Here is a 24,608-nt window from a genome sequence, read left to right as displayed (position 1 = left end):
GAAGCGAAGTGCTTAGGCTTCTTCTTCCGCTGCTTCTTCGGAAGCTTCTGCACCTTCTTCGGTGTCTTCTGCTTCTTCGTCTTCTTCGAATTCGAAGACGTCCATTTCCGGCGTGGAGAGATCTTCGCCGGCAGCCTGACGGACAGCTTCGTCTTCAGAACGGGCAACGTTGACGCTGATGGCGACTTCGACTTCCGGGTGCAGCTGGATCAGAACGCTGTGCAGACCGATCGTCTTGATCGGGTTGCGCAGTTCAACCTGGCTGCGGGAAACGGAGAAGCCGGCATTGGTCAGGCCGTCAGCAATATCGCGCGTGGAAACGGAACCGTAGAGCTGGCCGGTTTCACCAGCGGAACGGATCATCACCAGGGATTCGCCGTCGAGCTTGGAGGCAACGCCTTCAGCTTCGTTCTTGCGCTCAAGGTTACGAGCTTCGAGCTGAACGCGCTCACGCTCAAAACGCTCGAGGTTCGACTTGTTGGCGCGCAGTGCCTTGCCCTGCGGCAGCAGGAAGTTACGGGCATAGCCGTCGCGTACGCGAACGGTGTCGCCCATCTGGCCGAGCTTCGCGATACGCTCAAGAAGGATAACTTGCATGTCATTTCTCCTACTGTCCCACCCGTTGAGGATGGTTAGAGGCCGTTTGCCCGCGGCCCCAATTCGGGTCTTCCGGGAAGCCCCGAAAGAAACGTCTCAAGATTTTCGAGAAACGCTTAGCTGATCACGAACGGCAGCAGGCCGAGCAGGCGGGCGCGCTTGATCGCACGGGCCAGTTCACGCTGCTTCTTCGCGGAAACCGCGGTGATGCGGCTCGGAACAATCTTGCCGCGCTCGGAAATGTAGCGCTGCAGCAGACGGATGTCCTTGTAATCGATCTTCGGCGCGTTGGTGCCGGAGAACGGGCAGGTCTTCCGGCGACGGAAGAACGGACGGCGGCTCGGGAGCTGTGCAATATCAACCATCAATCTTACTCCCCTTCTGCGCGGCGCGGAGCGCGCTCACCGCGGTCGCCACCGCGTCCACCGCGGTCACCGCCGCGATCGCCACCACCAAAGCGGCCACCACGATCGCCACCACGGCGGTCGTCACGGTCGCGCTTCTGCATCATTGCAGACGGCTCTTCGTCGAGTTCATCGACCTTGAAGGTCATGAAACGCAGAACGTCTTCGCTCAGACCCATCTGACGTTCCATCTCGGCAACCGCGGCGTGCGGAGCGTTGATGTTCATAAGGGTGTAGTGAGCCTTGCGGTTCTTCTTGATGCGGTATGCGAGGGAACGCAGACCCCAGTTTTCCACCTTGCCGATAGTACCGCCAGCGCCTTCGATGAGGCCCTTGTACTGTTCGACGAGTTGTTCGACCTGCTGGGCCGAAACGTCCTGGCGAGCCAGGAATACGTGCTCGTAAAGAGGCATGGAAATAGCCTTTCTTCGTGTTGACAACGCGGGATCGGCGCAGAGCCTCCTCGTAGCCCCGGAAAGGCACGAGAATTCTAACGAGAGCGGGAACACGGGAAGTCGGATCCGATCAAGGATCCTGGCGTCATGCCCTTCCGTTCAGCCCCCGGCCAAACCCCGGATGAAGCGCGCTCTATACTCTGTTTTGCAGAAATTGCAAGCAGCATACTTCCGAAAGGATCGAAAATCGGGAGAAGATACGAATGCTGCCGATTTGGAAGATTGCCTGACTGTCTATATATATCGATTTCCCGAAGCAGGTAAGGGGAGGACCGGTTTCGCGCGCAAAACAATGCCCATCGGGTTGCCGGGCATTTCAGGGATAATCAGGATAAAGGAAAACCGGCAAAACCGCTCGAAATGCGGAAATGATTGCCCTGTGGGCCTTGACAGTTCGGTCAAGACCGTATCATAGCCTCGCGCCAAGTTCGATTTCAGCCTGCACGGGCTGTCTTCTCCGCTTTCTAATAAGCCGTCGACCTTTCGCTATAAGAACAACAAGGTCCGCTCACGAGTCACGGAGGCGTTTCCAGATGACCATTGCATTCACATTTCCCGGCCAGGGCAGTCAGGGCGTTGGAATGGGTAAAGCCCTTGCCGATGCGTTCCCGGAAGCAAAAGCCGTTTTCGACGAAGTCGACGAGGCGCTTGGCCAGAAGCTGTCCGATGTCATGTGGACTGGTCCGGAAGAAACGCTGACACTGACAGCAAATGCTCAGCCTGCACTTATGGCGGTCAGCCTTGCGACCATGCGCGTTCTGGAAGCCCGCGGCCTCGACCTTGCCGGCAGTGTTTCCTTTGTCGCAGGACATTCTCTTGGTGAATATTCCGCGCTGGCTGCTGCCGGCAGCCTGGATATTGCGACCGCTGCAAAGCTCCTGCGCGTGCGCGGAGATGCCATGCAGGATGCGGTTCCGGCCGGTCAGGGTGCAATGGCTGCGTTGCTCGGGCTGGAGTTTGATGTTGCCGCAGAAGTGGCCGAGGCTGCCGCACAGGGCGAAGTCTGCCAGGCCGCGAACGACAACGCGCCGGGGCAGGTGGTTGTTTCCGGGCATCTGGCCGCCGTCGAGCGCGCCGTCGAGATTGCCAAGGCCAGGGGCGCGCGCCGTGCGGTGATGCTGCCGGTCAGCGCACCGTTCCATTGTTCCCTGATGGGCCCGGCTGCCGACAAGATGGCCGAAGCGCTGGCGAATGCCGAAATTCGCTCTCCTGTCGTGCCGCTGGTCGCTAACGTGCTGGCGCGCCCGATCACTGACGCAAATGAAATTCGCGATCGTCTTGTTCAGCAGGTGACCGGTACCGTGCGTTGGCGCGAAAGCATCACCTGGCTTGCCGAAAACGGTGTCGATACCTTTGTCGAGGTTGGGACAGGCAAGGTGCTGACCGGCATGGTCAAGCGGATCGCCAAGGAAGCCACCGGCATGGCGGTCAATTCTCCGGAAGACATCGACGCACTTATGGAAAAGATCTCCGGATAAGGCTTATATCGGCCAAGGCGACGATTTGGTCCGCCGCGGACCCAAACAGGAACAATGGAAGGATCCCGAATGTTCAGCTTGGAAGGGAAAAACGCGCTTGTCACCGGTGCCACCGGTGGGATCGGCGAAGCAATCGCCCGGTCGCTCCATGCACAGGGCGCAACCGTCTCCTTGTCCGGCACGCGGGCTGAAAAACTGGAAGCGCTTGCTGCTGATCTCGGCGAACGCGCCTATGTGACGCCGGCTAATCTGTCCGACCGCGCGGCTGTTGATGCCTTGTTGCCGGCGGCTGAAGAGAAAATGGGCTCTGTCGACATCCTGGTGAACAATGCCGGGATCACGCGCGACAACATCTTCATGCGCATGAAGGATGAAGAGTGGGATCAGGTTCTGGAAGTGAACCTGTCATCCGGCTTCCGTCTGTGCCGCGCAGCAATCAAGGGCATGATGAAGCGTAGGTCCGGCCGCATCGTCGGCATCACGTCCGTGGTTGGCGTCACCGGAAACCCCGGTCAGGTCAACTATGCGGCGGCCAAGGCCGGCATGATCGGCATGTACAAGTCGCTTGCCCGGGAAGTCGCCAGCCGCAACATCACGGTCAATACGATTGCGCCCGGTTTCATCGAAACGGCAATGACCGATGCGCTGAACGACAAGCAAAAAGAATCGATTTTGACGAGCGTGCCTGCAGGGCGTTTGGGCACTTCCGCAGAGATTGCCGCAGCCGCCGTCTACCTGGCCAGCGATGAAGCCGCTTACGTGACCGGGCAGACCCTGCACGTTAATGGCGGCATGGCTATGATTTAAAAGGAATTTTTGCCGAGCAGGCAAAAAGAATCCGGGCCGCTCACAAGCGGTCTGGATCGGCTGGTAAAGGTCAACAAAGTGTGTTACCAACCCGCCGATTGTTTCGAATTGCACAGTTGGCCAAATAAACTGGCCTGGTGTGCGGCGACATCTTAAAGACCGCGAGTTCGCGCCACCGCTTGTTTGCAAACCGGATGGGGGCAGTTTCGCGAGTGACGAATAGATGAAAACTAAGGAAGTGAAAGATGAGCGATATCGCGGATCGGGTAAAGAAAATCGTCGTTGAGCACCTCGGCGTGGATGCTGACAAAGTTGTTGAAGGTGCAAGCTTCATCGACGACCTGGGCGCAGACAGCCTTGACACGGTCGAGCTGGTCATGGCGTTCGAAGAAGAATTCGGCGTAGAAATCCCGGACACTGCAGCAGAAACCATCCTGACCGTTGGCGATGCTGTCAAATTCTTGGAAGCCAACAAGTAAGGGTTACCCCCTTCTTGTGAATGTTTGAAGATCGGGCCGGCGGGGCGAAACCCCGCCTGGCCCTTCCAACGTAAGTGCGGGTGTATGAGGCGAGTTGTCGTAACTGGGTTGGGCATGGTGACGCCGCTTGGCTGTGGTGTCGATGTCACTTGGAAAAAGATCCTTGAAGGACAGAGCGGGGCCAACAAGGTCACGAATTTCAAAGTTGACGATCTGGCCTGCCAGATCGCATGTCAGATCCCGCGTGACTCGTCCGTTGAAGGCGCGTTCAATCCGGATGACTGGATGGACGTCAAGGAACAGCGCAAGGTCGATGATTTCATCGTCTACGCGATGGCGGCTGCCGATCAGGCAATGGCCGATTCCGGCTACAAGGCCGAGACTTACGAACAACAGGTGCGCTCTGGCGTTTTGATCGGCTCCGGCATCGGTGGTCTTCAGGGCATCGAGCAGGGCGCCAATCTGCTGGCCGAAAAAGGCCCGCGCCGCATTTCTCCGTTTTTCATCCCCGGCCGTCTTATCAACCTTGCCGGCGGGTATGTCTCGATCCGTCACAGCCTGAAGGGCCCGAACCACGCTGTCGTGACCGCGTGTTCGACCGGCGCGCACGCCATTGGCGATGCATCGCGGCTGATTGCCTTCGGTGATGCGGATGTCATGGTTGCCGGCGGTACGGAATCCCCGGTCTGCCGTCTTGCACTCGCGGGCTTTGCTGCCTGCCGTGCGCTTTCCACGGCTTTCAACGACACTCCCGAAAAAGGTTCCCGCCCTTACGACGTCGCCCGCGACGGCTTTGTGATGGGCGAAGGTGCCGGTGTCGTCGTGCTCGAAGAATACGAGCATGCAGTTCGCCGCGGCGCAAAGATCTACGGTGAGATCATCGGTTACGGCTTGTCCGGCGATGCTTATCACATCACCGCTCCGTCCTCCGATGGCGATGGTGCCTACCGTTGCATGGAAGCTGCGCTGAAGCGCGCCCAGGTCACGCCGGCCGACATCGACTATGTGAATGCTCATGGAACCTCGACGCCGCTTGGCGACGAGATCGAACTTGGCGCTGTCACCCGGCTTGCGGGAGAACATGCCGCCGATCTGACAATGTCGTCGACCAAGTCCTCCATCGGTCACCTTCTCGGTGCTGCTGGTGCGGTCGAGGCCATTTTCTCGGTTCTGGCCATGCGAGACGGTATGGCTCCGCCGACGATCAACCTCGATAATCCGTCTGTCGAGACGGTTATCGACTTGGTGCCGCACAAGCCGAAGAAGCTGGATATCAATGTCGCCCTTTCGAACTCGTTCGGTTTCGGCGGCACAAATGCCTCGCTTGTCTTCCGCAAAGTTGCCGCATAACCCATTCAAGTTCTTCAGGCCGGTCCGATTCTCTCGGGCCGGCCTGAAACTTTGATTGTGACAACTGGTCCGTTTGAGCCTAAGTCAGGGATTTGGGGGCTCAATCTTGGAGGTGCGACCCAATATGCGCATTAAGCCCAAAAGCCCGCGTGAAGCCTTGCAGCCGGAACCGGCGCCTGCGCCTCCGCAACGCTCCAGGCACGTACGCAACCCCTTCGTCATTCTGATCAACATGGTCATCACATTGACCGTGTTCGGACTTGCTGCGTTCGGGGGCGCGCTTTATTTCGGCAAACAGAAATTCGAGGAAAAGGGCCCGCTGCAGAAGGACGCCACCGTGGTGATTTCTTCAGGCGCCGGGCTTTCCGGTATTACCGACAGGCTTTCAGGGCAGGGCGTCATCAGCGACAATCTGCTCGACGAGTGGATCTTCAACCTGGGCATCCGCTTCTACAAGAACGCCACCAAACTGAAAGCCGGTGAATACGCTTTTGCGCCCGGCGTCTCGATGCAGGAGATCATGACCGATCTGGTGGAAGGCAATGCCGTCACCCATTCGGTAACGATCCCGGAAGGCTGGACCACCGCGCAGATCATCGAGCGCGTGCGCGAGCACCCTGTGCTTGTAGGCGAGATTACCGAGGTTCCGGAAGAAGGTGCACTGCTTCCCGAAACCTATACCTTTGCACGCGGTGCCTCGCGCCAGGAAGTTCTCAACCAGATGAAAGCGGCGCAGTCCAAGCTGCTGAGCGAAATCTGGGGACGCCGGACGGAAGGCCTGCCGGTCGAAACGCCGGAAGACTTGGTTATTCTCGCGTCGATCGTGGAAAAGGAAACAGCTCTGGCAGACGAGCGACCGCGTGTCGCCGGTGTTTTCGTGAACCGTCTCAACAAGAACATGCGCCTGCAGTCCGACCCTACGATCCTTTACGGTCTTTATGGCGGTGAAGCGTGGCTCAAGGACCGCTCGGCAATCAAGCAATCTGAGCTGAAGGCGGACAACAAATACAACACCTACCAGATCGACGGTTTGCCACCAGGACCAATCGGTAATCCGGGCCGCGCGGCCATGGAAGCGGTCGCCAATCCTTCCCGCACGCAGGATCTCTATTTCGTGGCCGACGGAACCGGTGGCCACATCTTTGCCGAGACCTACGAGCAGCACCAGGCAAACGTCCGCAAGTGGCGTCAGGTGGAAAGAGAACGCCGACAGGCAGAGCAGAACCAGGAAACGCAGCCAGCCACATCCAATTGACCGGAGCCCGCCTTTGCGGCGGGCCGGTGGCGGCACATTCGCAAAGGGGGGCACATGGCACTTGCCAGCATGACGGGCTTTGCACGGGCCCTTGGAGAATCCGGACCGGTTCGCTGGACCTGGGAACTGAGATCTGTCAACGGCAAGTCCCTTGATCTTCGTATCCGTATCCCGACGGGTTTGGAGACGCTTGAACCGAAGATCCGCGAGCGTTGCGGCAAGCTTCTTCGACGCGGAAATGTTTCCGTCGGGCTCTCCATGCAGAGAGACCAGTCCGAACAGCAGCTTCAGGTCAATGAATCGGCTCTTGAAGCTGTCCTTGCGACAATCGATCTCCTCAAGAACCGGCTACCTGATCTTGCTCCGCCGTCGCTTGACGCCATTCTGGCGCAAAAAGGCGTCTTTGAGCTCAAGGAGCCCGAAGAAGACGAAGCGGTTCAGGCAGCGCTTCACAACACTCTTCTGACGACCCTGGATGCTGCGCTGATTGACCTTGTCGACATGCGCCACAGCGAGGGGCAGGCAATTGGCAAGGTGGTCCGAGATAAGATCGACAGAATCGCCGAACTGACCCAGGCCGCCGAGGATCTGCCTGCGCGCAAACCGGACGCCATAAAGGCACGGCTGAAGCGACAGCTCGCAGAGCTGATGGATGCCTCGGACGGTCAACTGGATCCGCAGCGCGTGCATCAGGAAGCTGTCTTCCTGGCAACCAAGGCTGACATTCGTGAGGAGCTGGATCGCCTGCATGCCCATGTGGCAGCCGTGCGTGAATTGATGGACACCGGTGGAGCAATCGGAAGGCGCCTGGATTTCCTGGCTCAGGAATTTAACCGGGAAGCCAACACTTTGTGTTCAAAGTCCAACGACGTGGACCTGACAGCCATTGGGCTGGACCTGAAGTCCGTTATCGATCAAATGCGTGAGCAGATACAGAATCTGGAGTGAGCCACATGACCGACGCACCTGCCGGTACCTCAACGGGAACCACTGTCAGTGCGGAGCAGGCCGAGCAGCAGCGCCGTGGCCTGATGCTGGTGCTGTCGTCACCGTCCGGAGCCGGAAAGTCGACGATCGCGCGCCTCCTGCTGCAGAACGAAGACAATCTTGCCCTGTCGATCTCCGTGACCACGCGGCCACGCAGGTCCAGCGAAGTTGACGGCGTGCACTACCACTTCATTGATGCCGGCAGGTTCGAGCAGATGCGCGAGCACGATGAGCTGCTGGAGTGGGCCGAGGTGCATGGCAACTACTACGCCACACCGCGTGGACCGGTCGAAAATGCTATTGAAAATGGCAAGGACATCCTGTTCGACATCGATATTCAGGGAACCTTCCAGCTCTATGAAAAGATGCGTGACGATGTCGTTTCCATCTTCATTCTGCCGCCGTCCATTGCGGAGATGAAATCACGTCTGAAGCGGCGTGCTGAAGATGAGGACACTGTTATCCTCAAGCGGATGAAGACTGCGGTTGGTGAAATGCGCCACTGGTCGAAATACGATTATGTTGTGGTGAATGACGATCTGGAACGCGCTTACGAAAACGTTCGCGCAATCTTGAAAGCAGAAAGACTGAAGCAGTTCCGCTCGCCAAAAATCGGTCCACTCATTCAGGGCATGGTCGATGATCTGGAAAACGAGCTGGCCGAAAAATCCTGACGTCTCAAGCGCTGTTTGGACTGGCCATTCAGCGTCAATAGAAGCTAGGAAGACGAAGAACCTGCACCTGCGACATGAGCTGTATCCCTTTGCTCTGCTCGAGAGGTTGTTTCTGAAAACCTTTGCCGAAAGAGCTTGGCGACGCGATCCTTGACCTCCGACAGCATCGGGTGGAAACGCAGTCTTTCGTGAAAGCTCATCCATGACTCTCCCTGAGCGAGTGGGGTAGCCGTCAGGCGTGTCAGCCCCTCCGTTTCCGCGATCCAGTCTGGTAGAACGCCCATGGCGTGCCCGGCGTTCAGAATATTGCAGAGCGATACGGAATTGTTGACGGCGTAGCGGCATGTCTTGCCCATCAGAATGGCGTTGAGCAACTGCGAGGACTTGAGCCGCGCCCGGCTGCCGCAATATCCCGCCCAGATCTGTTCCTGCCAGGTCGAGGTGTCAGCAGCGTCCGGTCGATTTCGGCAGTAGTCCTTTGAGGCGTAGACGTGAAACCGGATCTCACCCAGTTTCTGGACAATCAGGTGCGGTTGTTTAGGCTGTCTGTTACCGATGGCGATGTCGGCGGAGTTCCGGCTGAGATCCCAGAAGGCATCGTCCGCGAAAAATTCGATCCGGACACCGTCAAGACCATCGGTAATCTGGTCGACGTGCCGTGTCAGATAATGCTGCCCCCATTCACCGAGCGTGATCCTGCAGACCTGCTCTTTTGAACCGACCTTTTCCAGATCAACCGCGCGCCTGAAGTCCGCCGCTCCGCGTGCCATGGATCTGGCAATCTTGATCAAACGCCGGCCGCCACCTGTCAGTTCGTAGCCGGTCTGGCGCCGATCGAACAATTGTACATCCAACTGTTCTTCTAACCGCGCAATATGGCGGCCGACGGTTGGTTGGGACAGGCAAAGAACCTGGGCGGCCTTGCTGAGGCTCTGATTCTCGGCAACGGCAAGAAAGACGCGTACGGCATCCCAGTCAAAATCGGTTTCATTCATTTTTGAATGATATCATGCAACATCATTCAATTACATTCAGAAAAGGTTCTGACATCTTCTGCCCGTCATCAGCGGGAGATGAGACAATGATCGGCTTTTTAAGGGGCCTGTTTTCAAGAAAACGAAACGTTTGGTACACCGGTCCGGACAAGGCTGACCGAACTGATCTTATGCCGGATTGGATGATGCGCGATCTCGGATTGGATAACCCGGACAACCTGAAAGCCGTTCAGGCGGGCAAGTGCCGTAAATCGGAACCTTCTACAATCCTGCCAGTCGTCAAACTGCCTGAGCGGCCCTGAACGTGTTGGCAAGTTCAACGAACCCGGCGATATCGATTTCTTCGGCACGGGCCGTCGGTTTCAATCCGGCCTTTGTGACGAGGTCTTCTGCGTCCGGTGTCAGTGACTTGAGGCTGGCACGCAGCATCTTGCGTCTCTGGCCAAAGGCCGCAGCGGTAATCTTTTCAAGGGCTTTCAGGTCGCAGGGCAGGGGCGAAGGATTAGGCGTCAGATGAACCACAGCCGACGTTACCTTCGGGGGCGGCGTGAACGCCTTTGGGCTGATGTCGAACAGGATCCCGCCCTTGCAGCGCCAGCCTGCCAGAACTGCAAGCCTGCCATAGGCCTTGGACGCGGGGGACGCGCTGATCCGCTCACCGACTTCCTTCTGGAACATCAGCGTCAGCGACGACCAGAATGGCGGCCACTGCGGTGTCGTGATCCAATTGATAAGCAGCTGGGTGCCGACGTTGTAAGGCAGGTTCGCGGCAATGCGGACCTTGTCTCCTCCAGTCAGGGCTACCGGATCGATTTCAAGGGCATCGCCTTCGATCACTTCCAGACGCCCCGGATAGTGTGCCGAAATTTCGGCAAGAGCCGGCAGGCAGCGGCTGTCCTTTTCAATCGCGATCACCCGCTTCGCTCCGGCGGCCAGCAGGGCACGGGTCAGCCCACCGGGACCAGGGCCGACTTCCAGAACGGTGCAATCTTCAAGACTGCCGGCAGATCGTGCGATTCGAGAGGTGAGATTGAGATCGAGAAGAAAGTTCTGTCCCAGTGACTTTTTCGCATTGAGACCATGAGCGGCGATGACGTCGCGCAACGGGGGCAGGTCGTCTATCTGAGCCATTGATCGCTGTCGCCCTAGAACCGCTCGGGATTGGCAAGTACATCCGCCATGCGCAAGGACGCAGCGAAACTGTCGACCCGGGCGGTGCCGGTTCCGGCCAGGTTGTATGCCGTGCCATGGTCGGGAGAGGTGCGCACGAAAGGCAGACCCAGCGTGACATTGACGCTCTCGTCGAAACCGATGGTCTTCGCCGGTATCAACACCTGGTCGTGGTACATGCCAAGCACGCAGTCATAGTGCTGCCGCGCAGGCGGGTGAAACAGAGTGTCGGCCGGATGCGGACCTGTAGCCTCGATACCCATCTTTCGCAGGCGAGAAATGGCTGGCTCGATGATGTCGCGATCTTCAGTTCCCATCGAGCCGTTTTCACCCGCATGAGGGTTTAGCCCGCAAATCGCCAATCGTGGCGACGTGTAGCCAAACCTGGTCTTGAGGTCGCGTGCGGTAATTTCCGCAGTTTCAACGATAAGCTCAGTCGTGAGAGATGTCGGAACTTCGCGAATTGGAATGTGAATGGTGACCGGGACCACCATCAACTCCGGGCCGGCAATCATCATCACGGGTTTTGCCGGTTCTCCGGGCCAGTGCATTTCTGCAAGTGAGCCCAGATATTCCGTATGGCCGGGGAAGGCGAAGCCGGTTCGGTAAAGCGCAGCCTTGTTGATCGGACTGGTCACGAGCGCGCAGGCAAGGCCGGACTTTATATCGTCGACACATCCTTCAATAGCAGCAACAACGGAAGCTGCCGTTTCAGGTGCTTCCACACCCGGCTGGTCGGGTAGGGCAGGCCCGGTCTGTACAACGGGCAAAGCTTTTGTGAAAGCCGCAACGGCTTCGTCCTGCGCCACCAGCCTGAGCCGCGCGTTCAGGCCCATTTTCTGTGCACGTTCGTGCAGCAGGGCTTCGTCACCGCGAATGTAGAATGGCGGCAATCCAAGGGCTTTGCGATTGGCCCACGCAATCAGAGCCAGGTCCGGGCCGATCCCGGCAGGTTCTCCCATACTGACGGCGATCGGCTTCTGGTTGGAGCGCATGTAGGATCAGCGATAAATGATGGTGGAACGACGGCGGATTTCCAGGAGATACCGACGGGACTGGCTTTCGCCTTCCTTTTGTCGCAGCTCGTTTTCAAGTTCCGTGCGAACGGCAATGTCCGAGGCGATTTCGCGTTTTCCGCAAACCGCGATCATTTCATAACCGACGGGCGTCGTGGACGGTTTCGTCAACTTGCCCGGTGTCATTTTTTCGATTTCGGCGCGCATGTCTTCCGGCAGCTCGGTTTCGAGCCGGCGTCCGATAGGCTGCACAACCACTTCGCTGTATTTGCCGAGAATGGCGCCGGATTCATCGCAGCCGTTGAACGCAGCCCGGATCTGGTTGCTCTCGTTCTTGCGCTTGGACTTGAAGCCACCGGAGGAGTTCTTCGGTACCACGACAATGACCCTTTTGAGGTCATATTCCACGGACTTCTGACGGTCTTCCTCGTCGGTCTTCTTCAGGGCCGCGATCACGTCGGACTCATCCACTTCGATCCGGCCACTGAAACGGGACCGCAACACCTGGTTCCAGGCAAGCTGCGCCTTGAGGCGCTCCTTCAACGTATCCGGCTGAACACCGCCACTGCGAAGCGCCTTGGAAAGCTGGGCCGGAGACATCTTCACATTACGGGCAATATTGTTGAACGCGTTGTCGACTTCCGACTGGCTAACGTCAACGCCGACACGCTCGGCTTCGGCAAGTTTGACCTGGTCGTCGACCAGTTCCTCTTCCGCCTGTTTTTTGGCGATGGATGCGGACTTGCGCTGGGTCATTGTAATCAGCCGGGCGCGTTGGCTGATGTCGTAGTCGGTAATCGGCACATCGTTGACGATGATCTTGATCGCTGCATGGGAAGGCGTTGCCAGCGGCGCTGCCAGGATCAAAGCTAGTCCAAAGAATACCGGAACGATACGAAGTCGCATTGAATAACCATCCGTGCTGGCTTGAGGCCAAACCGAAGTTCGTTGTTTTATGACATGATGTTTCGCATATCATGCCCGAAATTTCAAAGGTTCCACGCATCATGCCTTTTTTCATGGCGGCATGATGACCTACGGTCAGTCAGATGGCCTAGTTGAGAGCGCCGCTTGAAACCTGTGTCGTGCCGATGGTCCTCAACCCGATGCGGAAATAAAGCGTCCGGTTGACGTCATCGCCATCGTTGCGGCTGCGGTCTTCAGCATATGTGACGGACAGCGAGAAACCTTCGTCGTCATAACCGATCCCGAGTCCGTCCTGCACGATGTTGCTGTTTTGCAGATCGTATCGCATGGAGCCGAAAATGCGCCAGTTTTCCTCAAGGCGGAGGCTTGCGGAGCCAAGCAGTTCCTCTCGCGGATCATCGATCCCGACATCCGGCTGCGCGTTCAGGAACGCATAGGCTAGGGAAGACACCACCGGGCCGTAGATACCGCTGGCCTGTGCCTGTATCCGGTTCACGGAAAAATCTTCCTTGTCGAGCCGGGCCTGGGCGCCGACCTTCACACCGTATTGCGTGTCCAGATAGAGGCTGCCGACGTAATCGGACAAGGAGGTTTCCAGACCAGAATCCTGCGTCGCACCGAGAATGTCCGGAATGGCATAGGAGTTGTCGCCGGCAAGCTGATAGGACCGGCCGAACAGACCGCTGACATAGTAGCCACTATCCAGTTGCAGCTTGTAGTTCAGGCCGACGTTAAGACGTGTGCCGCCTTCGGCGCGGTCAAAGCCCGAGAACTTGTCGTAGTCGAACAGGGTCGTCGTATCAAAGACGATGCTTTGCGCGTCATCGTTCGGCAATTCTCCGATCCGTTGCTCGTTCGGACGGGCCACAATCTGGGCGACAGGCTCCAGGATCTGGTTGCCGCCGTCGAAGGTTGCAATGAACGGATAGCGGTATTCCAGGCCGATTGCGGGCATCGCACGGCCGACGAAACTTTCGCCCGTGAGAGCGGTCACGTCAGAATCGGGTGAGGCTAGAAAGAACAGGTCACCGCGCATATAGGCAAACGGCGTGAACGACTGTCCAAGCGGATCGATGAATGTGCGGCGCCAGTTCCCCTTGACGGATACGCGCGAGAAGGTGCCGTCGATACCACGGAACTTCGCAGTTGTGCCGCCATCAATGGAGAAAGCATCCGTTTCATCGCGTGTCAGCGAAGTGAAGTTGGCAGTCAGTGCCAACTCACCGGCGAGGATCGGATCCGCGAACACATAGTCATAGTCGATCACAGGCAGAACGAGCGGCTGCTTGTCCTGCAGGGAGCTGCCGACCGGAGAGAAGCCATTGGCGTTGAACTGGCTGTCCGTATAGTCCTCCTGGGAGATCTGATACGCATAGGCTTTGACAGACAGCGCGTTACGGTCGGTCTTGCCTTCCAGATAGATCGTGGAGGTCTCGCCGTTATCGCCAAAACTGGTGAACGAGTAGTCCTTGAAAAACTGACGGTCACTCTTGTAGGTCAGGTTCCAGCCGAGGGTCCAGTCGCGCGCAATGCTGAAGGAGGCGGTCGAATTGACCGCACCACGCAAGCGATCGTCAGCGCGGTCCGTCGTGAAGTTGCTCGGCTGCGCCTGAAACAGGCCAGCCGCAGAAACACTCACTTCGCCAGCGGCAAACCGATGACGATATTCGACATCGCTGAACACACCCTGCTTGGTGAGCGGCGTCAGAATGGTCGTCACATCGTAATAGGGGCTGAGCGCCCAGTAATAGGGAACGCTTACGCCATACCCGAGCTTGTCGGACACAATGCCGCTCGGCATCAGGAAACCGGACTTTCGGGTGACGGACGGATCCGGCATCGACAGATAGGGCAGGTAGGCAATCGGCTGACCGTAGACCTCGAAGGCTGCGTTCTCGAACCGGATGATCTTTTCCTGCTGATTGTGGATGATCTTCTCGGCCCGCACGCGCCAGAGCGGCGGCTTGTCCGGCGGGTTGGTCGGTTTGGTGTAGACCGTATAGACGCCGTTATCGATGGTCGTGATGTTGTTGCCTTCGCGCCGGGCTTGCTCAGCCAGGAAGCGTGTGCGCCGCGTCGTGTCGATCTGAAGGGCGCGTGCAAAGCCTTCTGAAAAGTCCTCGGACAGGACCATTTCTTCCGTGCGCACGACATTGCCGTTGGATTCGATGAAGATCACATTGCCCGACGCCTTGAGCTGCTGGCTCTTGCGGTCGAAGACAACCTGATGCGCCTGCACGGTGCTGCCGTCGTAATAGACCTGCACATCGCCTGTCGCGACGATGAGATCGCGGTCGAAATCGTAGGTGATCTCACTTGATTCAAGCAGGAGTTCGGCATCGGGATCGACTTGACCGGCCAGACCTGCTGTCAGGTCCTGTGCCGCGGCTGGTGATCCGTACCCATGGCAAAGGGTTGCTGCAATGGCGCACAAGCTCGCCGCAGCTAACAGTCTGCCTTTTTTGGCCCAAGTCTCTGTTGTCAGAAAAACCGGAAAAGTCATCGCTTTACCCGTCTTCCTGATTCAAGAGAATTGTCAAACCCATGAGTACTCCAAATATTCCCGGCGCCCAGGCCGCCACCAAGGGAGGGACAATACCCGCACCCCCGAAGTCCTTGGCAAGTTCGGTTAGAACGTAAAGCACGAACCCGGAAAGGATTCCACCCAGAATCATACTTCCCAAACCGCCAAACCTCGAAACTTTAAGGGAAACCGCCGCTGCGATCAAAATCATAGCGACCAAAAGAAGCGGGCGGGCGAGGAGAGTCTGATACTGCAAATTGTAGCGATAGGCAGGTAACCCAGCGTTTCTGGCCAGTTCGATGAAACGAGGCAAATTCCAGAACGAAATCGATTCGGGGGATCCGATGCTTTCGCGAACTTCAGTCGCTGTCAGGAATGTGCTGATCTGATATTGCCCGTAAGGCTGTGGATCCTGTTCGGTCGTGTAGACGATGGCATCGTCCAGGTACCAGATCTGGTCTCCGAGCCGCGCTTCGTCAGCTTCGATCCGCTCGCGGAAGGTACCGTCCTTGTCGAACGTGAAAATGGTGACGCCCTGCAGCAGCGTGCCGCCTTCCAGCAATTGCTTGGCAAGCAACACCGATTCTCCGTCCAGGCCGTCCTGCCGAACCCAGACGTCGTTCGAGGACTGCAGAAGGAAGCTCTGTTCCGAGCCAAACAAACCGGCAGCTGCCTCGTCCGATTTCTGCTGAAACCAGACAGCCGCAGGATTGTAGACAGTGATGGACAGGATTCCGAGAACGATCCCTACAAGGATGGCGGGAAGAGAAAACTGCCAGACCGAGATGCCGGAAGCCCGTGCCACGACCAGTTCAAGGCCTCGGCTCAGCGTAACGAAGGCCGCAATTGCACCGAACAGGACGGTGAAGGGAATGACCTGTTCCAGCAGCAAAGGCACCCGCAAGGCCGAGATCATGGCAACGCGCAGGACGGAAAATCCTTCGCGGTCGCCACCGCGTCTAACCAGTTCCAGGACGTCGAACAAATAGATCAGGACGGCGGCAAACAGGAAGAGACCGAGGATAGCCTTCAGGAAACGCCCTGAAAAATACAGCGACAGGGTGCGTCCAAGGATCATGCGACGCCTCCCGGCTTGCGACCGTTCAAGCGATCACTCAGTGCATCGATCCTGTCCTGAACAGAATGCTGCAGATCGACCAGCCAGCGTGGCTGCGACCCGCCTTGTTCGCGGAAGATGGAGACGAGGGCGAACACCGCGCCCGCAACGGGAACAATGTAAAGCAGGCTGAGAAGCGCGGTGGAACCGCCGGAAATGGCGGTTACGCCGAAGCCCGTGGTCCTCAACAGGACACAGGAACAGATTGCCCCGAGCACGGCGAACCCACGTCCCTGTCGCGTCGTTCTGGCCTTGCCGAGAAACGCGAACACGATCAGGCCGAAGGAAAGGCAGTAAAGCGGCTGGCTGAAGCGTTCATGGAGTTCCTGCGCCAACTTGTCCGGATTCTTCAGCGCATATTCGTCGTTCCTGCCTGGCGACATCAGGTTAAGGGTGGTCCGCTCACTGGCTTTGAACACCGGCTCGCCAGCTTCAGGAATAAGGTTCGACAAATCGAATGCATAGGACTGGAAGCGAACGATTGAAATATCGCCCTGCTGCTTTGGACGTCTCTGAATTGTTCCGTTCTGCATGACAAGAAGCGTGCGATCGGCAGCTTCGACGATCAGCCCGGTGTCTGCCTGATAGGTAAAGGCCGTCTCCGGGTCGCGGGTGTCGTGCATCAAAAGACCGTCAAGAGTGCCCTTGCCTGAGCGGTTGCGGATATGGAACGTCAATCCGTCCTCGACGGTGATGAAGCGACCCGGCTTGACGATGTTGGCAACAAGGTCTGCGCGCACGCGGGTAATCTCGGTGCGTAACTGAGCCAGTCCCGTCGGAGCCACATAAAGTGACATGCTCGCGGTCAGCAACATGACCACGAAGGCAAAGAGCATGACCGGTTTCAAGACAAGGAACCTGGAGCCGCCACTGGCATCGATCACGATCAGCTCACTGTCGCCGGACAAGGAGTTTAGAACCAGTATCAGCGCGATCATCAGGGCAAACGGAGCCACGATGACGATCAGGAAGGGCAGGGCAAGCATGGTTATGCCAATGAACTGGACAATGGTCTGACCCTTTGAGGTCACCAGGTCCAGTTGGCGCAAGGCCTGGGTTGCCCAAACCACACCCGTCATCGCTGCAATCGTGAGGGTGAAAGCGTAAACAGTCCGGCGGATGATGTAACGTTCAAGCGTTTTCATAACGGTGCCGGTACATGTCCCTGCAAAAATGACGATAATCGGCCTGAGACCGAATAACACGGAATGTGGTGAATGGCTCATGAATAAGAATGGTAAATATACATTAATTTTTGTCGCCCTTGCCGAAAAGCTGTTGAAACCCCATGATTTGACAGGAAAATCACAATCTACGGGATAGGGCGCCTTTTCTTTCCACTGCCCACCCGCTCCAACCAGAAAAACCAACGGGACCGAAGCATGACCAAGCTTGCAAAACTGAACTTCTCCAAGGCCGAAACGCCGAAGGGTGGGGTGGCCGTAATCCTGGCCGGTAGCGACCTTAGCCTCGGGCAGGTTGCTGCAGAAGTTGTCTCGGGTCTCGAGGGAGGCTTGCAACGTTCGGCCGGTATCACAGGTTTCACGGGAAAGAAGAAGGCAAGTCTTGATCTGGTCGCTCCCGCCGGGTCGGGTCTCGACCGGCTGATCGTATTCGGCGTTGGCGATGCCGGCGAGTTGACTGGCGACGATTGGCGAGCTTTTGGCGGCGCGGTGTTTGCAGAATTGCAGAAGACCAAGGCAGATGCAGCAACGGTACTTCTGGATGTCCCGGGCGATGCGGATCCCTCCGGAGTATTGGCTGCAGAGTTCGCGATGGGCGTGAAGCTGCGGGCCTATGCCTTCGACACCTACAAGACTGCCAAGAAAGACGATGACAAACCCAAGAACATGAAGGTGACCTTGGCCGTTGCTGATCCAAAGGCATCAAAGAAGGCATGGTCTTCTGCTGAAGCTATTGCCGACGGCGTCATTCTGGCCCGCGACCTTGTGAACGAACCGGCGAATGTGCTTGGTCCGGTGGAGTTTGCCGAAAAGGCCAAGGAACTGACGGCCCTTGGTGTCGAAGTCGAGGTTCTCGGCGAAAAGGAAATGAAGAAGCTTAAAATGGCTGCTTTGCTAGGCGTGTCCCAAGGCTCGACCCGCCCACCGCAGCTGGCCGTGATGCGCTGGAACGGAGGCAAGAAGGGTGACGCCCCGGTTGCGTTCGTCGGCAAGGGCGTTGTGTTCGACACTGGCGGCATCTCCATCAAGCCGGCCGCGGGCATGGAAGATATGAAAGGCGACATGGGCGGAGCTGCCGCAGTCATCGGCGCCATGCATGCGATCGCGGGGCGCAAGGCCAAGGCAAACGTGATCGGTGTCATCGGCCTCGTCGAAAACATGCCGGACGGTAACGCGCAACGACCAGGTGACATCGTCACGGCCATGTCCGGAACCACGATCGAGATCCTGAATACCGATGCGGAAGGCCGTTTGGTTCTTGCCGACGCGCTTTGGTACACGCAGGAAAAGTACAAACCGGCGATCATGATCGATCTGGCGACGCTCACCGGTGCCGTGCTTGTCGCTCTTGGCAATCTGAATGCCGGTCTCTTTTCCAACAACGACGCTCTGGCAGACAAGCTGTTGTCATCTGCCAAGTCGAGCGGCGAGCCGCTTTGGCGCCTGCCGCTGTCGAAGGAATACGACAAGATCATCGACACGCCCAACGCAGACGTCAAGAACACCGGTGGCCGCTGGGCCGGGTCCATCACCGCTGCCCAGTTCCTGCAGCGTTTCACGAATGACGTGCCCTGGGCGCATCTGGACATCGCCGGAACCGCATTCGGCGCTCCGAAGGACGATATCTGCCAGAGCTGGGCTTCGGGCTATGGCGTGCGTCTGCTCAACCAGCTTGTCGCGGATCACTACGAAGGCTGAGGTCCATCTTGGCGTCCTTCGCATTTTCTTCTGGTGGAGGGCGCCAGGACTGGAATGCCGCTGGGCAAAGAAAAACCCGCCGGGAAGGCGGGTTTTTCGTAACTGACTGTCGACCCTGGATCAGCAGGTCTTGTAGGTCTGGCAGGCCGTTGCCGGTTCAACCAGAAGACCCATGCCAAGTGTCGCGCCTGCAACGACAGCAACCAATGCGAAAAACACAACGACACGCGCAAGCATTCACCAAATCCCCTTTTGCGCCGGCTCGGGAAAACCGCTCACCAGCCAAATTTTTTGATCCATGGCCAAATCAAATGATCATTGGATCGTCCCCGGGGACGAACCCTAGCCAATCGACATTTTCGAAGGGTTAATGATACGAGTCTTATGGCCTGTCCATGTCATGTTTGCCGTCGGGGGAATTTGAACAGTCGAGTGTTGCAGGCCTGCACCACATTCCGGCATGGCGGTGGAAAACGGAAAGCGAAGGTACAAGGATGTGTCTAGACAGGGTCCGGCATGAGCGTTGAAGTTGTATTTTATCACCTTTTGCACAAGCCGCTGGAGATGGCTCTGCCGCAGCTTTTGCAAAAGTGTCTGGAACGGGACTGGAAAGTTGTCGTTCAGACGGGAACCGAGGAGCGATGCAGCGCCCTTGATGCCCATTTGTGGACCTTTACCGACGACGGTTTTCTGCCACACGGCACCAAGGCAGACGGTTACGCTGAACATCAGCCGATATATCTCACGTCCGAACAGGATAATCCGAACGAAGCCGACGTGCGCTTCCTGGTAGACAGGGCAGCGCCGCCCCCGCTGACCGCCTACAAGCGGGCGATCTACATGTTTGACGGCAACGATACCGAGGCTGTTCAGGAGGCGCGCAATCGCTGGCAGGAAGCCAAGGCGGAAGGGTTTGAAATCGCTTACTGGCAACAGACCGAAGCAGGCGGTTGGGAACGCAAGGCCTAGGCCGGCACAGACCCTGCGACGGGCGAGCAGTCTTTGAAAAGTGAGACGCGCACCGGTGCGCGATGCCGATAATGGAGGAAAGCCTCATGAAGAAGCTGAAGATGTCATCGGCCGACATGGTCGCCAAAGCCAAGGCGCGGATCGAGGAAGTCGACACCGACGCCGCCATCGCCCTGGTAGGAGATCCGGATGTGGTGTTCGTAGACCTGCGAGACGTGCGTGAACGTCAGAAGCTCGGGTTCATTCCGGGCAGCATTCATTGCCCGCGCGGCATGATCGAGTTCTGGGTGGATCCGGATAGCCCCTATCACAAGGAGGTCTTCTCGCAGGAAAAACGCTTCATCTTCCATTGCGCCGCAGGGTGGCGCTCTGCACTCACTGTCGCGACGCTTCAGGATATGGGCTTTGAAGCTGCCCATCTGACAGATGGGTTTGCAGACTGGGTTGAGAAGGGCGGTCCTGTCGAGCAAAAGGACTGAAGCAGACCGCCCCGCCGGATTGATGCTAGTTGGACGTCGAGATCAGGCGCAGTTCATCCGGATCGGCGTCTGAGCCGTCCGTTCCATCGTCGTTGACGGCGGTTTCTTCGGGATCAATCGGGTCCGTTCCGTCGTCCGGGGTCTCGGTTGCTTCGCGGATTTCATCGATCTTGCCGTCGTAATCGCCGACCCCGAGAACCTGCTTGGCCCAGTCGAGCATTTCCTCGTCGACGTAGTCGTCGCCATATTCCCGAACGCGATTCTCGTTTGCCATCGCCAGAAGTGCTTCTTCCAGCGCTTCGTCAGAAACATCAGCGGCCAGCCCATCCAGGCCGGTCTTTTCCGTTTCGTAGTTGGTTTCAGCCGTTTTGAAATCCGAATAGGCGTCGCTCTGAAGAGCAGTTTCAAGCGCCAGTCTTTCGGTTTCAAGAGCGGTCAGCTCGTCATCTGACAATTCAGCCGTATCAAGGCTTTCAAGTTCGGCAAGCCGGTCTTCGAGCTGTTGCGAGGTCAGACCTTCGTAGGCGAAGCCGTCATAGCTGTCCACGTCCTGAAGCAACCCGTCGAACAGCGTGCGCGCGGTCAGGAGGTCCTGTTCGAGGCCTTGCAGATCTGCGGAAAGCCGCTCGAAGGCAAGGCTGTCATTTATATAGGCCTGGATGGCCGCCAGATGCGGGTCGTTGGAATTGATATAGGCGTGGTAATTGCGATTGAGGGAATTCAACCGACCAAGCTTTGCATTGAAGTTCTTCGGTTTGCCTGCAGGGCTTGCCTGCGGGGTCACGGCAATGCTTGCCAGTGTCGCGCGTTCAGCCTTTGGAAGCCGGTGGCTCGCGGTGCCGCTGTTGCCTCTGGAGGCGGTCTGACGCTTGCCGGAGTTCCTTGAATTTTCGGTTCCGAATACGGAATTCAGAAAGCCACCGAGGCCTTTTCCATTTCCGTTGCCGCTGTTCGACTTGGCCTGCTTGGAACCATTGCCGCGGTTGAAGATCCCAAGGCCCTTGTTGCCGTTGCCGTTGGAAGCGGAGTTACCGCCGCGGTTGGAGTTACCGCTATTGCCCTTGTTGCCGGAATTGCCCTTGTTTCCGCCACCATTGCCGCCGGAATTTCCGCCGCCGCCACCACCATTGCCGTTTCCGTTGCCATTCTTGGCGAACGCCTTGTCCACTTGGAAGGAAAGTGAAGGCACATCCGGCGACAGGGAAGGGGCAACGACGAGCGCGGTTGCGCCGAGAAATAAGGTGACGGTTCTGGAGAGAGACATTACGTATCCTGGTCTGAAGCGTGCGAAAAATCGAGCTTTGCGAAAACGCCCGCGGTAACTCCGCAAACGTGCCCGCAGTGTCTGAATGTTCACTTACGACAACCCGTCAGACTTTAATTGGTTTCACTTCCGACAGGAATTTTTCGGCCGTAACACCACTATTCAACTCAGGCGAGCGAGCAGCTGCGGAACCTTGCCGATGTGGTCCAATCGGTAAAAACGGTCATGGCCACGTGGCTCGTCCGCCTCTTCCAGTGCCCAGGTCAGGTCATAGGGCACGTGAGCACCGTATGCTCCTGCGTCCAGCGCCGGCAGGATGTCCGATTTCAGTGAATTGCCGATCATGAGCGCTTCACCCGGGCCGCTGCCGTGACGCGAAAACAGTGAGCGGTATGTCTCGTCGGTCTTTTCCGAGACAATCTCGATTGCGTCGAAATAGACATCGAGGCCGGAGGCCGTCACCTTGCGTTCCTGGTCGAAAAGGTCCCCCTTGGTGATCAGGACCAGCTTGAATGACGCCTTCACCTTTTTCAGCGTTTCTTCGACGTAAGGGAGAGGCTCGACGGGATGGGACATCATCTCTCGCCCGGCTTCCAGAATTTCGGCGATGACATCGGCAGGCACCTGCCTGTCGGTGACCTCGATCGCTGTCTCGATCATGGAAAGGGTAAAGCCCTTAACGCCGTAGCCGTAGTGCAGGACATTGCGTTTTTCCGCAGCCAGCAGCCGCTCGGCCAGGTGATCCTTGTCGGTGTAGTCGCCGAGCAATGAGGCGAACCGTTCTTCCGTCAGCCTGAACACCCGTTCGTTGTGCCAGAGCGTATCGTCTGCGTCGAAGCCGAGTGTCGTGATCTTGGCCATCAGGAAGCCTCCTCGAATTCGGCGGAAAGCTCCAGCCATTCCTCTTCGGTATTGATCAGCTTCTTCTCGCAGAAGGCCCGTTCCTTGGCGAATTTCGCAGCCCGTTCCGGTTCCCTCGTGAAGAATTCAGGATCGGCAAGGGCTTCATCCAGCTTGATGATCTTCTCCTGCAGGCGCTTCATTTCCTTTTCAGCGGCATCGATCTTCTGTCTGAGCGGCTTCAGAAGTTCGCGTTTAACGGCAGCATCGCGGCGTTTTTCTTGCGCATTTGCCTTGTCAGCTTCCGCAGCGGCCTTGTCACGGGCTTTCTGAACCGCTTCAGGGCCCTGCAGGATCAGTCGGCGATAGTCTTCCATGTCGCCGTCATAGGGTTCCACCTTGCCGCCTGCCACCAGCCAAAGCCGGTCGGCGCAAGCCTCGACGAGATGCCTGTCGTGGCTGATCAGCACGACGGCTCCCTGAAAGTCGTTCAACGCCATCACGAGCGCTTCACGGCTGTCGATGTCGAGGTGGTTGGTCGGTTCATCGAGGATCAGCAGATGCGGACCGTCAAATGTCGCCAGCCCCAGGAGGAGGCGGGCTTTTTCACCACCAGACAGGTCTTTCGCGGGCGTGTCCATCCGATCGGTCGGAAGCCCCATGCGTGCGACACGAGCCCGAACCTTTGCCTCCGGGGCATCCAGCATGAGGGCACGCACATGCGCAACGGCGCTTTCAGCGGGCTTGAGCTCGTCAAGCTGGTGCTGCGCGAAGAAGGCGATTTTCAGCTTCGACGCCTTGGTGATCTCACCATCCATGGCGCCAAGGCGTCCGGAAATCAGCTTGGCGAATGTCGACTTGCCGTTGCCGTTGGCGCCCAGCAGCGCAATCCGGTCATCGGTGTCGATATTCAGCGTCAGACGCGACAGGATCCTGGTATCGCCATAGCCCGTTGTCACACCCTCGAGTTTCAGGATGGGCGGTGCCAGCTGGCTGTCCGGATCGGGGAAATGGATCGGCTTGCTGCTCTCATCCGTGAGGGCGGCAATCGGCTGCATCTTTTCAAGCATTTTCAGGCGTGACTGCGCCTGCCGGGCCTTGCTGGCCTTGTAGCGGAACCGGTCGACAAACGTTTGCATGTGCTTGCGCTGGGCGTCCTGCTTTTCCTTTGCCTTTTCGGCAAGGATCATCGCTTCGCGCCGTTGCCTGTCGAAACTGTCATAGCCACCGGAGTAGTAGGTCATCTTGCCCCGGTCGAGATGGACGATGCTGTCGACAGCCTTGTTCAGAAGGTCTCTGTCGTGGGAGATCAGAAGCACCTGATGCGGGTAGCGGGCAACATAGTTTTCCAGCCACATCGTGCCTTCAAGATCGAGATAGTTCGTCGGCTCGTCGAGCAGAAGAAGGTCGGGTTCGGAAAAAAGAACCGCAGCCAGGGCAACGCGCATGCGCCATCCGCCCGAAAACGACGAACACGGCCTTTGCTGCGCGGCGGCATCAAAGCCAAGGCCGGACAGGATCGAGCCTGCCCTGGCTTCAGCCGTGTGGGCGCCGATGTCGGCGAGCCGGGTGTGGATCTCCGCAATCCGGGCCGGGTCTGTCTGTGTTTCGGCTTCTGCCAGCAGCTGGCTGCGTTCCTTGTCCGCGGCCAGCACCACTTCCATCAGGGTTTCTTCCGTCCCCGGGGCTTCCTGTGCGACCTGACCGATGCGCGCGCGCTTCGGGATCTGCACTGAGCCTGTCTCGGTGGAAAGATCCCCGGTGATGATCTTGAACAGCGTTGATTTGCCCGCACCGTTTCGACCGACAAGACCTGTCTTGGCCTTGCCGGGAAGCGTAACGCTGGCTCTGTCGATCAGGAGGCGGTCTCCGATCCGATATGTAAGGTCCGTAATCTGCAACATGAGGCGGATGTTTGGCGGAGCGCCCATGCGGATGC

General features: G+C 57.8%; 24 protein-coding genes. 11 read left to right on the top strand and 13 right to left on the bottom strand.

Annotated elements, in window-relative coordinates; genetic code table 11:
* Window positions 1-12: 12 nt before the first annotated feature.
* From rplI to rpsF, 3 genes are all read right to left on the bottom strand, one after another.
* On the bottom strand, window positions 13-597 hold the full coding sequence (rplI, locus tag FIV05_RS23100; protein ID WP_023003963.1) for a 50S ribosomal protein L9: 585 nt from the start codon (window positions 595-597) through the stop codon (window positions 13-15).
* A 116-nt stretch (window positions 598-713) separates the two neighbouring features.
* Window positions 714-962 (bottom strand): 30S ribosomal protein S18, encoded by a 249-nt coding sequence (gene rpsR / locus FIV05_RS23095; RefSeq protein WP_023003964.1) that lies wholly within the window; start codon window positions 960-962, stop codon window positions 714-716.
* A 5-nt stretch (window positions 963-967) separates the two neighbouring features.
* Window positions 968-1,414: a 30S ribosomal protein S6 gene (rpsF, locus tag FIV05_RS23090; RefSeq protein ID WP_023003965.1), complete on the bottom strand. Its 447-nt coding sequence runs from the start codon at window positions 1,412-1,414 to the stop codon at window positions 968-970.
* A 575-nt stretch (window positions 1,415-1,989) separates the two neighbouring features.
* On the opposite strand from rpsF, the gene fabD reads away from it, so the two are divergent.
* From fabD to gmk, 7 genes are all read left to right on the top strand, one after another.
* Window positions 1,990-2,934 (top strand): ACP S-malonyltransferase, encoded by a 945-nt coding sequence (fabD, locus tag FIV05_RS23085; RefSeq protein WP_152511122.1) that lies wholly within the window; start codon window positions 1,990-1,992, stop codon window positions 2,932-2,934.
* 69 nt (window positions 2,935-3,003) lie between these two features.
* Window positions 3,004-3,741 carry a 3-oxoacyl-[acyl-carrier-protein] reductase gene (gene fabG, locus FIV05_RS23080; RefSeq protein ID WP_031270724.1) on the top strand — a complete coding sequence of 246 codons (738 nt, stop codon included), beginning with the start codon at window positions 3,004-3,006 and terminating at the stop codon, window positions 3,739-3,741.
* Between the two features lie 245 nt (window positions 3,742-3,986).
* On the top strand, window positions 3,987-4,220 hold the full coding sequence (locus FIV05_RS23075; protein WP_006931822.1) for an acyl carrier protein: 234 nt from the start codon (window positions 3,987-3,989) through the stop codon (window positions 4,218-4,220).
* 84 nt (window positions 4,221-4,304) lie between these two features.
* Window positions 4,305-5,570: a beta-ketoacyl-ACP synthase II gene (gene fabF, locus FIV05_RS23070; RefSeq protein ID WP_031270725.1), complete on the top strand. Its 1,266-nt coding sequence runs from the start codon at window positions 4,305-4,307 to the stop codon at window positions 5,568-5,570.
* 124 nt (window positions 5,571-5,694) lie between these two features.
* Window positions 5,695-6,825 carry an endolytic transglycosylase MltG gene (gene mltG / locus FIV05_RS23065; protein ID WP_152511121.1) on the top strand — a complete coding sequence of 377 codons (1,131 nt, stop codon included), beginning with the start codon at window positions 5,695-5,697 and terminating at the stop codon, window positions 6,823-6,825.
* A 54-nt stretch (window positions 6,826-6,879) separates the two neighbouring features.
* Complete coding sequence (locus FIV05_RS23060; RefSeq protein WP_152511120.1) at window positions 6,880-7,773, top strand: YicC/YloC family endoribonuclease; 894 nt, start codon at window positions 6,880-6,882, stop codon at window positions 7,771-7,773.
* Between the two features lie 5 nt (window positions 7,774-7,778).
* Entirely contained in the window at window positions 7,779-8,486 is a 708-nt protein-coding gene (gene gmk, locus FIV05_RS23055) for a guanylate kinase (protein WP_023003971.1), read from the top strand.
* Window positions 8,487-8,530: 44 nt separating this feature from the next.
* Here the strand turns inward: gmk and FIV05_RS23050 are convergent, their stop codons facing one another.
* The gene (locus FIV05_RS23050; RefSeq protein ID WP_152511119.1) at window positions 8,531-9,481 is read right to left on the bottom strand and encodes a LysR family transcriptional regulator; all 951 of its coding nucleotides are present in this window, start codon (window positions 9,479-9,481) and stop codon (window positions 8,531-8,533) included.
* A 14-nt stretch (window positions 9,482-9,495) separates the two neighbouring features.
* Here FIV05_RS23050 and FIV05_RS23045 point away from each other — a divergent pair, with 14 nt between their 5' ends.
* The gene (locus FIV05_RS23045; RefSeq protein WP_152511118.1) at window positions 9,496-9,783 is read left to right on the top strand and encodes a hypothetical protein; all 288 of its coding nucleotides are present in this window, start codon (window positions 9,496-9,498) and stop codon (window positions 9,781-9,783) included.
* Here FIV05_RS23045 and rsmA read toward each other — a convergent pair.
* From rsmA to lptF, 6 genes are all read right to left on the bottom strand, one after another.
* Window positions 9,761-10,612 (bottom strand): 16S rRNA (adenine(1518)-N(6)/adenine(1519)-N(6))-dimethyltransferase RsmA, encoded by an 852-nt coding sequence (gene rsmA / locus FIV05_RS23040; protein WP_152511117.1) that lies wholly within the window; start codon window positions 10,610-10,612, stop codon window positions 9,761-9,763. The genes FIV05_RS23045 and rsmA overlap by 23 nt on opposite strands.
* Before the next feature lie 14 nt (window positions 10,613-10,626).
* A complete protein-coding gene (pdxA, locus tag FIV05_RS23035) occupies window positions 10,627-11,646 on the bottom strand; it encodes a 4-hydroxythreonine-4-phosphate dehydrogenase PdxA (RefSeq protein ID WP_152511116.1) in 1,020 nt (339 codons plus the stop codon).
* A gap of 6 nt (window positions 11,647-11,652) precedes the next feature.
* Complete coding sequence (locus FIV05_RS23030; protein ID WP_152511115.1) at window positions 11,653-12,573, bottom strand: peptidylprolyl isomerase; 921 nt, start codon at window positions 12,571-12,573, stop codon at window positions 11,653-11,655.
* Between the two features lie 148 nt (window positions 12,574-12,721).
* The gene (locus FIV05_RS23025) at window positions 12,722-15,028 is read right to left on the bottom strand and encodes an LPS-assembly protein LptD (protein ID WP_209009764.1); all 2,307 of its coding nucleotides are present in this window, start codon (window positions 15,026-15,028) and stop codon (window positions 12,722-12,724) included.
* A 73-nt stretch (window positions 15,029-15,101) separates the two neighbouring features.
* Window positions 15,102-16,196, bottom strand: coding sequence for an LPS export ABC transporter permease LptG (gene lptG / locus FIV05_RS23020; protein ID WP_152511113.1), 1,095 nt, complete (start codon window positions 16,194-16,196; stop codon window positions 15,102-15,104).
* On the bottom strand, window positions 16,193-17,380 hold the full coding sequence (lptF, locus tag FIV05_RS23015) for an LPS export ABC transporter permease LptF (protein WP_023003978.1): 1,188 nt from the start codon (window positions 17,378-17,380) through the stop codon (window positions 16,193-16,195). Before lptF ends, lptG begins: the two co-directional genes overlap by 4 nt.
* A 237-nt stretch (window positions 17,381-17,617) precedes the next feature.
* On the opposite strand from lptF, the gene FIV05_RS23010 reads away from it, so the two are divergent.
* From FIV05_RS23010 to FIV05_RS23000, 3 genes are all read left to right on the top strand, one after another.
* Window positions 17,618-19,117, top strand: coding sequence for a leucyl aminopeptidase (locus FIV05_RS23010; protein ID WP_152511112.1), 1,500 nt, complete (start codon window positions 17,618-17,620; stop codon window positions 19,115-19,117).
* 516 nt (window positions 19,118-19,633) lie between these two features.
* Complete coding sequence (locus tag FIV05_RS23005) at window positions 19,634-20,086, top strand: DNA polymerase III subunit chi (RefSeq protein ID WP_152511111.1); 453 nt, start codon at window positions 19,634-19,636, stop codon at window positions 20,084-20,086.
* Window positions 20,087-20,172: 86 nt separating this feature from the next.
* The gene (locus FIV05_RS23000) at window positions 20,173-20,565 is read left to right on the top strand and encodes a rhodanese-like domain-containing protein (RefSeq protein ID WP_152511110.1); all 393 of its coding nucleotides are present in this window, start codon (window positions 20,173-20,175) and stop codon (window positions 20,563-20,565) included.
* Window positions 20,566-20,590: 25 nt separating this feature from the next.
* Here FIV05_RS23000 and FIV05_RS22995 read toward each other — a convergent pair whose 3' ends face one another.
* The 3 genes from FIV05_RS22995 to FIV05_RS22985 all read right to left on the bottom strand — a co-directional run bounded on the left by FIV05_RS22995 (window position 20,591) and on the right by FIV05_RS22985 (window position 24,573).
* A complete protein-coding gene (locus FIV05_RS22995) occupies window positions 20,591-21,829 on the bottom strand; it encodes a hypothetical protein (protein WP_152511109.1) in 1,239 nt (412 codons plus the stop codon).
* A 162-nt stretch (window positions 21,830-21,991) separates the two neighbouring features.
* Window positions 21,992-22,690, bottom strand: a complete 699-nt coding sequence (locus FIV05_RS22990) for an HAD family hydrolase (protein WP_023003983.1) — start codon at window positions 22,688-22,690, stop codon at window positions 21,992-21,994.
* A complete protein-coding gene (locus tag FIV05_RS22985; RefSeq protein WP_152511108.1) occupies window positions 22,690-24,573 on the bottom strand; it encodes an ABC-F family ATP-binding cassette domain-containing protein in 1,884 nt (627 codons plus the stop codon). The genes FIV05_RS22990 and FIV05_RS22985 overlap by 1 nt, the downstream gene beginning before the upstream one ends.
* Window positions 24,574-24,608 lie beyond the last annotated feature (35 nt).

This window comes from Labrenzia sp. THAF191a (assembly GCF_009363335.1).
Taxonomy (GTDB): domain Bacteria; phylum Pseudomonadota; class Alphaproteobacteria; order Rhizobiales; family Stappiaceae; genus Roseibium; species Roseibium algicola.
This window is presented reverse-complemented; position numbering and strand designations above follow the sequence as displayed.